Raw genomic sequence first — 11,143 nt, 5'->3', positions numbered from 1 at the left:
GGAGCGCCTATTTTTGCCCGAGACATCAGAAATAGACGTTATTAAAAGCAGGATGACTTCGCCCCACCTATCGTTTTCTACCTCCCCATCGGCACCTGTACCTCCGTCACCTGCTCCTCCGGCGGCATCTCCTCCCCCCATCGGACGTAGACCTCCCGGGCGGCGTCCGCAGGCTGGTATCCATTCTGTAAGACCCAACCGAAGAGCTGGGTGTAGGCGTCTTCGAGGTTGGTGTAGGGCCCCCTCACCGTCAGGTACGCCACCTCGGCCTCTGGCAACAACTCCACCGCCGCTCCGCCTTCGGCGACCTCGGGCGTCTCGGGGGAGACGGGGATCGCCATCGAGCCGTCCTCCCTCCAGCAAACCCGCTTCCAAACAGATATATCGGTGGAGCCCCTCCTCCGGATCAGGTGTTGGAATGGTGGAAGTGCACAAGGTCTCAGGCTCGCCCTTCGACGGCAACGTCTACCTGATCCTGGACGAGGTCCCGGTCCTCATCGACGCGGGGATGGACCCGGAGCCGACGCTCCGAAAGATCAAAAAGCATATCGACCCGGCGGATATCGAGATGATCATCCTCACCCACTGCCATCACGATCACTCCGCAGGGGTGCCCCTCCTCAAGGAGGCGACGGGGGCGAAGGTACTGATCCACGAGAATGAGGCGGGCTCTCTCGGAGACGACATGGCCACGGTGGCCTACCTCTTCGGCCTCTCGGCCCCGGAGATCGAGGCCGACGAGACCCTGAAGGAGGGTGACGTCATCGACCTGGGGGAGTGGAAGCTTGAGGTGATGCACACCCCGGGCCACTCGCCGGGCGGGATCTGCCTCTACGAGCCGAGGGCTCGGGTCCTCTTCTCCGGGGACACCGTCTTCCCCCAGGGGAACATCGGGAGGACCGACCTCTTCGCCGGAAAGGACGCGGACCTGGTCCGCTCCATCGAGAGGCTGACGGAGCTGGAGGTGGAGGTCCTCTACCCCGGCCACATGGAGATCGTCAGCGGGGACGTAGGCCGCCAGATCCAGGCGAGCCTTCGGTTTGCTCGGAGCGTTCTATGACCAATAAAGAGAGCGATGAAGAGATGAAGATGAATATGGAGAAAGAGAAGTCGAGATCCGAATCCGAACTCTCGGGCAATGATAGGACCGCCCGGATCGTAGAGCTGGAGAGGCAGTCGGTGATCCAGACCTACACCCGCCAGCCGATCCTCCTGGTGAAGGGCGCGGGGGCTCGGGTCTGGGACGCCGAAGGCCGGGAGTACCTGGACTTCGTCGCCGGGGTCGCCGTCAACACCGTCGGCCACTGCCACCCCGACGTGGTCGAGGCGATCGCTCGGCAGGCCAAAGAGCTGATCCACACCTCGAACCTCTACTACACCGAAAACCAGGTCTTCCTTGCCGAGGAGCTGAAGACCCTCACCGGCATGGATCGGGCCTTCTTCTGTAACTCCGGGGCCGAGAGCGTCGAGGCGGCCCTGAAGCTCGCCCGGAGGGCGACGGGGAGGTCAGAGACCGTAGCTGCCGTCCACTCCTTCCACGGCAGGACCCTGGGCTCCCTGGGCGCGACCTACAAGGCTGTATATCGAGAGCCCTTCCGTCCCCTCCAGGAGGCGAAGTTCGTTCCTTTCGACGACCCCGAGGCCCTGGCTGCGGCGGTCTCGAAGGATACCTCGGCCGTCATCCTGGAGCCGGTCCAGGGCGAGGGGGGCGTCAACGTCCCCCATCCCGGCTACCTGAGGGCAGCCCGAGAGATCTGCGACGACTCTGGAGCACTTCTCATCCTGGACGAGGTCCAGACCGGCTTCGGACGGACCGGCCGGTGGTTTGGAAAGGAGCACAGCGGGATCATGCCCGATGTCATGACCCTGGCCAAGGGGATCGCAGGGGGCCTGCCCATGGGGGCGATGATGGCGGCGGAGTCGGTCTCCGAGGTCTTCCAGAGGGGCGATCACGCATCCACCTTCGGCGGCGGACCCCTGATCTCTGCCGCGGCCCTCGCCTCCATCGGGGCCATCAAGGTGGAGCGGCTGGTGGAGAGGTCAGAAAAGATGGGGACATACCTCCGGTCGCGGCTGGCCCAGGAGATCGACGCCCGTGAGGTCAGAGGCCTGGGGCTGATGGTCGGCGTGGAGCTTGCGGCAAACTGCCCCCAGATCGTCAACCAGGCCCGGGAGCGGGGCGTCCTCCTCAACGCCACCAGCGAGCACGTCCTGAGGATGGTCCCGCCCCTGGTGGTGGGAAAAGAGGAGATCGACCACGTGGTGAAGGTGCTTGGCGAGATACTCGAAGAACCTTAGGCCCTGCCTGGAGCGGCTGAAGCCCTACGTCGCAGGCAAGGGGATCGGCGAGATCGCATCGAAGTACGGCCTCCCGCCGGGCGAGATCGTGAAGCTGGGGTCCAACGAGAACCCCCGCGGACCAAGCCCCCGGGTCTTCGAGGCGATCGGTTCCGTCCGGCCCGAGAGGTACCCCGAGCCCGAGGGGCTCATCGAGGCCCTGGCCGATTATGCGGGATCTGCATCCGAAAACGTCCTCATCGGGGCGGGGATGGACGGAGTGATGGACACCATAACCCGCCTCTTCCTCGACCCCGGCGACAGGACTGCGATCTACACCCCCACCTTCAGCTACTATGAGATCCTGACAGTGACGGGGGGAGCCGAGCCGATCTTCATCCCGCGAGGAGAGAACTTCGAGGTGCCTACAGAGGTGCCCGCCGGGGTCAAGATAATCTTCATCTGCTCACCCAACAACCCCACCGGAGACCTGATCTCTGAAGAAGACCTCAGAACGATCGTCGAGACGACCGACGGGATCGTCTTCCTCGACGAGGCCTATGCCGAGTTCAGCGACCAGAACTTCCTTCCCATGGTGGGTGAGTACGAGAACCTGGTGGTGGGAAGGACCACCTCCAAGGCCTTCGGCCTCGCCGGGATGAGGCTCGGCTACGCCGTCGCCCCCGACTGGATCGCGAGGGAGTACAGGAGGGCGGCACCTCCCTTCTTCGGCGTGACGACGCCGTCGGTGGCGGCGGGGATCGCGGCCCTGGGCGACCTCGAGTACATGAGACGGTCTGTCGCGGCCATCCGGCAGGAGAGGGACCGGCTGAGGAAGGCGATACCGGAGTTTCGCCCCTCGGGCGGAAACTTCCTCTACCTGGAGACCGAGGAGCCCTCGGGGAGGGTGGCAGAGGAGATGCTCAGAAGGGGCGTCATTGTCCGGGACTGCTTCTCCTTCCGGGGAGCGGGCGACCACGCCGTCAGGGTGACGGTGGGAACCCCCGGGGAGAACGACCGCTTCCTCGAAGCCTATGGTGAGGTATGCGGATCGCCTTGACCGGGACTCCCGGAACCGGGAAGACGACCGTGGCCGAGCACCTCCCCTTCAGGGCGATCGACCTCAACGCTCTTGTGAGGGATGAGGGCCTCTCCCTCGGGACCGACCCCTATAGAGGGTGTCTCGTCGCCGACGTCGACGCCCTGGCCGAGAGGATCGAGGAGCTGGCCCCCCAGGGGGACGAGGAGATGGTGATCCTGGAGGGGCATTTCTCCCACCAGTTTGCCCCCGAGGCGATCGTCCTACGGACCAAGCCGTCGGTCCTCAGAGAGCGGCTGGCGCGGAGGGGGTACCCTGAGAAGAAACTCCGGGAGAACCTGGAGGCGGAAGCTTTGGACGTGATCCTGGTGGAGGCTACAGAGTGGTGCGACCGGGTCAGCGAGATCGACGCCACTTGGCAGTCTCCCCCGGAGGTGGCGGACCTGGTGGTGAGGATATTGCGACGGGAGATCGAGATGCCTCCGGGAGATATAGACTGGACTGGAGAGATGGAGTTTGACCCTTGACGACCAGAGATCCAAGTGCCTGGCGGTGACCGAGCCCCTGGCTGCCCTGGCGGAGAGAGCCGGAGCATCCCCCAACATGATCTCTCTCCTCTCCATGATCTTCGCCCTGGCCGCCGGGGCCTTCTACTATCTCTCGACCGACGAGGTCTCCCTACTCTATCTGGCGGCTCTTATGGTCCTTTTGAACGCCACCTTTGACGCCGTCGACGGTGCCCTCGCCCGCAGGACGGGGCACGCGGAGCCGAAAGGTGACTTTCTCGACCATGTCATCGATCGGTACGCGGACATGGCGATCCTGGTGGGGATCGTCCTCGCCGGCTACGTCTCGGAGGCGGTGGGGATCTTCGCCGTGATGGGGGTCCTCCTCACCAGCTACCTGGGGACCCAGGCCCAGGCCCTGAAGCTCGGCCGGCTCTACGGTGGGGTCATGGGGCGGGCCGACCGCCTGACACTCATCCTCGCCGCAACCGTCGCCAACGCCCTCTTCGCCGGAGAATTGGGGGGACTCTCGATCCTGGGTTGGGCGATGATCCTGATCACGATGGCAAGCCATGTAACCGCCCTCCAGAGGATCGTCCTCATATGGAAGCAGCTGTAGTCTCTGGAGAGTGGTCAGCCCTCCCCTTGGGGGGAGCCCCTCAAGCGGAAGATCTCCTCCATCTTTCCGACGTGCCAGGCGATATCTTCTATGAACGTCAGAAGGTCGGGCTCGATCTCCCTCACCCGCCCCAAGACCAGCAGCCCTTTCGGCTCTTTGCCGCTCCAGAAGGGCGCCGAAGCCCAGTAGAGGGTCCGACCGCCCTCGACCACCACCCCCTCCCCAGACCTCTCGAAAAACACCTCCGATCCGGCCTGGTCTATTAAGCTCATCAGAACCTCCAGAGGGCCAGCGAGAGCCCGCAGAACCGGCTGTCCTCGATCCAGGAGAAATATGCCTCCCACCACAAACCCCTCCAGCCCGGCCATAGAGTCCGAGAGCGCCTCTTTCATCAGATCGTCCTCCTCTCCGCGAAAATCGATGGCCTTCAGAAGGAGGGTGTGGAGGATGGAGCCCCGCCTGTTATCCATCTGTCGATCTTTCTCGTCCTCCTTGCGATCGGTCACGTCCACCAGGCTTCCGAGAACCCATCTCTCGTCCTGGTAGTCAAAGGTCACGATCATCGCCTCGACCCACCGCCTGGACCCATCCTTCCTCACGATCCCGAACTCGTGGACGACCGGTCTTCTCGGCCCTCGGTCTCTTGTGGTGCCCTCGAGGGGCTCGAAGCGGTCGGGGTCTGCGAGGCTCCAGAAGGGCTCGCCTATCAGATCCTCCTCGTAGCCGAAGATCTCTCGAAACTTGGAGTTGACCATCTTGAAGCAGCCGTTCTGGAGGACGTATATCCCGGTGGGGGAGTTTTCCAAGATGTACCTGCTCACCGCCTCGGACCGCTCGATATCCCTTTTCATCCGGCGCTCGCGGGATCGGAACTTCGACTCGTTTATCAGAGCCTCGAAGATGGTGGGAAGGCTCCGGAAGCTGTCGACGCTCTTCATAACGTAGCTGGTGGCGAACTTTTCGAAGGCCACCACCTGCAGCTCCTCGGTGCCCCGACCCGTCACCATGACCACGGGAACGTCCTGGTCGGTCTTCCGGATCTCCTCCAGGACGTCGAGACCGCTTATCCCAGGAAGGGCGAAGTCCACCGATATGAGGTCGTAGCTGGTCTCTGAGATCATCTCGAGCCCCTCCTCGCCGGTGGTGGCGACGTCCAAGAAGAACTCGTCGTGCTTCGAAAATCCGAGGAGGATCAGCTCGACGTCGTCGGGGTCGTCCTCTATGATCAGGATCCGGTAAGGGTTCGTCATGGCTGATCGCCGTTCCATCTCGTCTTCCAAATATTCAACTTCATCTTCTCGGAGGGTGGGGATAAAGTTATCTATCCTCGCCAACAAGGGGACAATACCGGATTGGGGGTATGGTCACGGAAAAGTTCTGGCTTTTGATATTGCTCTTTCTGATCGCTCTCGGTCCGCCCACGGCCTCGGCCGGGACGCTGGTGGTCGACAGGAGCGGCGGCGAGTTTGAGACGATAAGCGAGGCCGTCGCCGCGGCGAAGGCGGGAGACGAGATACTGATCCGTCCAGGATATTACCGGGAGGGCGAGATCAGGGTCCTCCAGCCGGTCTCCCTGGTCGGAACCGGCGGTCAGGTGACCGTCGAGTCCGGGTGCGAGGCCGCCTTGAGGGTGGAGGCCTCCGGCTGCACCATATCGGGCCTTGCGATCAGGGGATTCGACAAGGGCGTCGGAGTCGAGCTGAACGCCCCCGGAAATTTGATCGAGGCCTGCAGAATCTCGAACTTCTCGGCCGGGGTCGTCTGCGCCTCTCCGGGGTGCCAGATCTTCGAGTCGACGATCGAGGGATGCACTGTAGGGGTCAGGTTTCAGAATGGCTCGGACCTGCCGATCCGATCATGCCAGGGGGGAGGTCGAGGATCCGAGATATCCAACTGCACCTTCTCTGCAGATCTCGGAGTCGAGATGGTCAGCTCCTGCAACAACGCCGTCGTCGGCTCCATCTTCCTCACCGAGAACGGCATTGGGATGTCGTACTCCCGCCTCAACCGGATCGAGGGTAACGAGATCTCCTCCTCGGTGAGGGGGATCTTTCTGGAGGGGTCGGAGGATAACCTGATCCTGGAGAACGATATCTCCGGGTCGGGCATCGCGGGGATCGTCCTCCAAAGCTCGGAGAACAACTCGATCACAGATAACGATCTGTCCCGGTCCCAGATCGGCGTATACCTGGAGGCGAGCGGGAAGAACTTCGTCGCCGACAGCTCGGTCCGCGAATGCGACCTCGGCATCGGGCTGAGGGCATCGTCGGAGAACCGCCTGGAAGGAAACCTTCTTGAGTATAACGGGGTTGCCGGGGTCCGGCTGGTGGGCTCGAAGAATAACCGGATCTCAGGAAACGTCCTCACCGAGAACGGCGAAGGGCTTCTTTTTAAGTCGGGGTCCATCGAGAACGCCATCGAAGATAACGAGATGGTGCGGAACGGACGAGGGCTCACCCTTCTCGGATCCGGGCTGAACCGCCTCCGAGGAAACCGGATGGAGCTAAACCGGTTCGGCATCAGAGTCGATCGGGAAGACCTCTCGGCTCAGGACGACTTGCCCTTCCGCCAGGACTTCGACTCTTCCAACCTGGTCGACGGCAAACCAGTCTGCTACATCGTCGACGGCCGGGACCGAAGGCTGGCAGGAGATTGCGGCTTTCTCGCCCTGGTGGGGTGCGAGAACGTCACCGCCGAGAACCTGGTTCTATCCAACAACAGCGCTGGAGCCCTCATCGTCAACTCGACCGGCACTACGGCTCGAAATCTGACCCTCTCCGGAAACGAGGTCGGCGTCCGGATGCTGAATACCTCCAGCTGCAAGGTGGAGGGGTGCAATGCCGAGGGCTGCACCGTAGGGTTCGGCGTCCAGGCCTCCCGGAACGACATCCTCCTCGGATGCACCGCCCTGGGATCTTCCGGGTCCGGCTTTGAGATCAAAGATTCGGAGGGGTTCGTCTTGAGGGGGTCGAACGCCTCAGAGAACCGGGTTGGGATATCGGTCATCGACTCGCCATCCTCCATGATCCTGAACTCTGAATTGAGGAGGAACGCCGAGGAGGGGATCAGGCTCATAAGATCTCCGAGATCTGTCCTGAACCTGAACCGTGCTATCGAGAACCGCCGGGGTATCAGCGCCTCGGGATCGGACGGGGTGATGGTGATCAGAAACTGCCTCTCCTCCAACCCGGAGGCCGGCCTATCCCTCCACCAACTGTCAGCGGCGACGGCTTCGGGGAACACCGCTCAAGGTAACGGGGACGGTATCTTCCTCCAGTCGGTCGTCGGAGGGAAGATCGAGGGGAACAACCTGAGCGGAAACGACCGCTACGGCCTGAGGATGAGCAACTCAAGAGAGGGGAAGGTCACCGGAAACACCTTCGTCCGGAACGGGATCGCTGGGGTGGGCCTGATAGACTGCAGAGGATGTTCCGTATACCACAACAACTTCATCGAGAACGGGAATTCTATCCTCCCCCAGAACGCCGTCGATAACGGGGATAACGATTGGGACGCCGGGTCCGGGGAAGGCGGAAACTACTGGAGCGACCACCAGGTCTCCGGAAACCCGGGAGCCGATCCCAAGGTCGTCCCGGCGAAGGGGATGGACAGGTACCCCTTCGAGGACCCCGACGGCTGGAAGTAGCCTCAATAAGGAGATGGTCAGATGGCTGAAGAGATCGACGATATGGACCTCGCCCTCATCAGGGCCGCCCAGGAGGGGATAGAGATCTCGCCAAGGCCCTTCGAGGTCTTGGGGACGGAGCTATCGATCGGCGAGGAGGAGGTGCTGGAGAGGCTGAACCGCCTCCTCGAAGAGGAGGTTATCAGGAGGTTTTCTGCCACCATAGGCCACCGGGCCCTGGGGATCGTGGCCAACGCCATGATCGTCTGGCGCGTCCCCCCCCAGGATGTAGAGAGGGTCGGATCTATCATGGCCACCTTCGACGAGGTCACCCACTGCTACGAGCGCCCAGCGATGGCGAAGTGGCCCTACAACCTGTATTCGGTCGTCCACTCCCCCTCTCGGGAAGAGTGCCGGAAGGTCGCCGCCGAGATCTCCCGAAAGACCGGGGTTGGCGACTACCAGGTCCTCTTCAGCGAGAGGGAGTTCAAGAAGACGGGGGCCCGGATCTGAGAGATCATCTTCCTCTTCTCCTGGACCTCTCGGGCCGAAAGGTCATCATCTTCGGGGGGGGAGCGGTCGGCGAGAGGAAGGCGCGGCTATTCTCGCAATATGCCGAGGTGACGGTGGCAAGCCTCGAATTCTCCTCCTGCCTCCTGAAGATGGCGGAGGAAGGCTCCGTCGAGCTGGTCGAGGTCGACCTTCCCTCCGGCGCCGACGAACTGCTCCGGGACGCCTTCATCGCGATCCCCGCCACCAGCGATCCTCATCTCAACGCCGGGCTGGAGGTGAGGGCTAAGGAGTCAGGGGTTCTGGTGAACAGGGTCGACGGAGTCGGCGAGGTGATCGTCCCCTCGGTGATCAGAAGAGATCCGGTCGTCGTCGCCATATCTACCTTTGGCGAGAGCCCTGCCCTCTCCAGACGCCTTCGCGAACGGTTCGAGGAGGTACTGGACGAGGGGTACGCCGAGATGGCCCTCCTCCTGGGGGAACTGAGAGGGGTTGTTAAGGAGCGGGTTTCTGACCAGGCCGAGAGGAGCCGGATTCTCCGGGAGATCATCTCCGACCAGGAGGTGTGGAGGCTCCTGGGGGAGTCATACGAAAAGGCCTATATGAGGGCCGGAGAACATCTCCCCTCAGATGAGCGAGATAGCCTCGATGCTGGTGACCCACAGGAAAGCCTGCATCGACGATATTGAGCAGGCCTGGCACGGCGACCTGGAGATGCTTCTCACCTGGATATCTTCCTCCGAGCTGGTGGAGGAGTGCGCCGTCCTCAAGACCTGCAACCGGGTCGAGATCTACGTCGTCTCGCCAAGGGGTGAGAAGGTCCTCTTCGAGTTCGCCAAGAAGGCCCGGGTCTCATCGCGGATCATCGATTTTCAGGATCACGACGAGTCTCTTTTGCACCTTCTCCGCCTTGCCTCGGGTCTGGAGTCGATGATAATCGGCGAGGACCAGATCCTCGGCCAGATGAAGGAGCTCTACTCGATGGCGAAGGAGGCGGGGACGACGGGCTGGACCCTGGATGTCGCCTTCAAGAAGGCGATCTCCGTCGGAAAGAGGGTCCGCCGCGAGACCAGTATCAATGAGAGGTCGATCTCCGTCGGCTCTGCGGCCGTCGACCTGGCCGAGGAGATCCTCGGAGGCCTGGAGAGCAAATCGGTTCTGGTGATCGGGGCCGGTGATACCGGGGAGCTGATCTCGAAGGCCCTTCTCTCAAGGAACATAGGCGAGCTCTTTGTCACCAACAGGACCTTCGGGCGGGCCCTCTCCCTCGCCGCGAGCCTGGGGGGGACGGCCGTCCCCTTCGATCGGATGAAGGAGATGATCGGAACCTCGGACCTGGTGATCAGCGCCACCTCCGCCCCCCACTACATCCTGAGGAGGGACGACCTGGAAGAGGTGATGGCGAGGAGGACGAAGGGGACTCTCCTGATGATCGATATCGCCAACCCTCGGGACATCGACGAGGACGTGGGCGAGATTCCCGGGGTGGAGCTTCGGAACATCGACGCCCTCCGGGAGATCAGCGCCGGAAATATGAGGCTGCGGATGGCGGAGATGGAGAAGGCGGAGGCGATCATCGCCGAGGAGCTGGACCTTCTCAAGGCCAAGTACAAGAGGAGGAGGGCCGAGGAGCTTCTGGGCAGGATCTACCTCCGGGCCGAGGAGATCAAGGCCCAGGAGTGTACGAGGGCGATGAACAAGCTCGGTGCCCGCCACACCCTGGGGGAGGTCGAAGAGACAGTTCTGATGGACATGAGCCACTCCATCGTGAACAAGATCTTCGCAGAGCCGACGAAGGTCCTGCGAAAGGCGGCGGAGCGGGGGGACGAGGACTGCCTGAGATTCGTCGAAGAGCTATTCGGGCTGGAGGTGGAAGAAGATGAGGAGGATGCGTAGGCTTCGTAAACCGGGATTGAGGAGGATGGTCGCCGAGACGAGGGTCTCGACGGACGACCTGATCATGCCCCTCTTCGTGGACGAGCGGCTGGATGCGCCGATCGAGATCGGGTCGATGCCGGGCCAGTCGAGGCACAGCCTAGACAGCCTGGCAAAAGAGGTCGAGGAGCTGGAGGAGCTGGGGGTTCCCGCGGTGATCCTATTCGGCCTTCCAGAAGAAAAGGACGAGATAGGCTCTGGCGCCTGGGATCCCACAGGTATAGTCCAGAAGGCAGCCGAGAGGATCAAGGAGACGACCTCGAAGATGGTGGTCATCGCCGACCTCTGCCTCTGCGAGTACACCAGCCACGGCCACTGCGGCCTCATCCGGGGCCAGGAGGTGGCCAACGACGAGACCCTCCCCCTCCTCGGCAAAACAGCCGTCTCCCAGGCGAGAGCGGGAGCGGACGTAGTCGCCCCCAGCGGGATGATGGACCACATGGTGGCCGCGATCCGCTGCGCCCTGGACGAGGAGGGCTTCAGTGACACACCGATCCTCTCTTACGCCGCCAAGTACGCCTCCTCCTTCTACGGTCCCTTCCGGGAGGCGGCGGAGTCGGGGTACTCCTTCGGGGACCGGTCCGGCTACCAGATGGACCCCGCCAACGCTTTAGAAGCGCTATGGGAGGTCC

General features: G+C 62.6%; 12 protein-coding genes. 10 read left to right on the top strand and 2 right to left on the bottom strand.

Annotated features, from left to right (window positions below):
- Positions 1-77: 77 nt before the first annotated feature.
- Positions 78-341, bottom strand: coding sequence for a GyrI-like domain-containing protein (locus tag ACP5EL_RS06595; RefSeq protein WP_428401722.1), 264 nt, complete (start codon positions 339-341; stop codon positions 78-80).
- A gap of 77 nt (positions 342-418) precedes the next feature.
- On the opposite strand from ACP5EL_RS06595, the gene ACP5EL_RS06590 reads away from it, so the two are divergent.
- From ACP5EL_RS06590 to ACP5EL_RS06570, 5 genes are read left to right on the top strand one after another with little or no spacing between them, the layout of a single operon-like run.
- Positions 419-1,060, top strand: a complete 642-nt coding sequence (locus ACP5EL_RS06590) for an MBL fold metallo-hydrolase (protein ID WP_428401721.1) — start codon at positions 419-421, stop codon at positions 1,058-1,060.
- A complete protein-coding gene (locus ACP5EL_RS06585; RefSeq protein WP_428401720.1) occupies positions 1,057-2,298 on the top strand; it encodes an acetylornithine transaminase in 1,242 nt (413 codons plus the stop codon). The genes ACP5EL_RS06590 and ACP5EL_RS06585 overlap by 4 nt, the downstream gene beginning before the upstream one ends.
- A complete protein-coding gene (gene hisC / locus ACP5EL_RS06580; RefSeq protein ID WP_428401719.1) occupies positions 2,273-3,337 on the top strand; it encodes a histidinol-phosphate transaminase in 1,065 nt (354 codons plus the stop codon). Before ACP5EL_RS06585 ends, hisC begins: the two co-directional genes overlap by 26 nt.
- Positions 3,322-3,843: an adenylate kinase family protein gene (locus ACP5EL_RS06575; protein ID WP_428401717.1), complete on the top strand. Its 522-nt coding sequence runs from the start codon at positions 3,322-3,324 to the stop codon at positions 3,841-3,843. Before hisC ends, ACP5EL_RS06575 begins: the two co-directional genes overlap by 16 nt.
- Positions 3,833-4,441: a CDP-alcohol phosphatidyltransferase family protein gene (locus ACP5EL_RS06570; RefSeq protein ID WP_428401716.1), complete on the top strand. Its 609-nt coding sequence runs from the start codon at positions 3,833-3,835 to the stop codon at positions 4,439-4,441. The genes ACP5EL_RS06575 and ACP5EL_RS06570 overlap by 11 nt, the downstream gene beginning before the upstream one ends.
- Before the next feature lie 14 nt (positions 4,442-4,455).
- Here ACP5EL_RS06570 and ACP5EL_RS06565 read toward each other — a convergent pair whose 3' ends face one another.
- Complete coding sequence (locus ACP5EL_RS06565; RefSeq protein ID WP_428401715.1) at positions 4,456-5,691, bottom strand: PAS domain S-box protein; 1,236 nt, start codon at positions 5,689-5,691, stop codon at positions 4,456-4,458.
- Between the two features lie 110 nt (positions 5,692-5,801).
- Here ACP5EL_RS06565 and ACP5EL_RS06560 point away from each other — a divergent pair, with 110 nt between their 5' ends.
- The 5 genes from ACP5EL_RS06560 to hemB all read left to right on the top strand — a co-directional run.
- Positions 5,802-8,087: a NosD domain-containing protein gene (locus ACP5EL_RS06560; protein WP_428401713.1), complete on the top strand. Its 2,286-nt coding sequence runs from the start codon at positions 5,802-5,804 to the stop codon at positions 8,085-8,087.
- A gap of 21 nt (positions 8,088-8,108) precedes the next feature.
- Complete coding sequence (ahbB, locus tag ACP5EL_RS06555) at positions 8,109-8,579, top strand: siroheme decarboxylase subunit beta (protein WP_428401712.1); 471 nt, start codon at positions 8,109-8,111, stop codon at positions 8,577-8,579.
- On the top strand, positions 8,477-9,265 hold the full coding sequence (locus tag ACP5EL_RS06550) for a precorrin-2 dehydrogenase/sirohydrochlorin ferrochelatase family protein (RefSeq protein WP_428401710.1): 789 nt from the start codon (positions 8,477-8,479) through the stop codon (positions 9,263-9,265). The genes ahbB and ACP5EL_RS06550 overlap by 103 nt, the downstream gene beginning before the upstream one ends.
- The gene (gene hemA / locus ACP5EL_RS06545; RefSeq protein WP_428401709.1) at positions 9,207-10,472 is read left to right on the top strand and encodes a glutamyl-tRNA reductase; all 1,266 of its coding nucleotides are present in this window, start codon (positions 9,207-9,209) and stop codon (positions 10,470-10,472) included. Before ACP5EL_RS06550 ends, hemA begins: the two co-directional genes overlap by 59 nt.
- Positions 10,456-11,143 (top strand): porphobilinogen synthase (gene hemB, locus ACP5EL_RS06540; protein ID WP_428401708.1); only part of this gene is annotated, 688 nt, incomplete at its 3' end. The genes hemA and hemB, both read left to right, overlap by 17 nt.

This window comes from Methanocrinis sp. (genome assembly GCF_049974945.1).
Classification (GTDB): Archaea; Halobacteriota; Methanosarcinia; order Methanotrichales; family Methanotrichaceae; genus Methanocrinis.
This window is presented reverse-complemented; position numbering and strand designations above follow the sequence as displayed.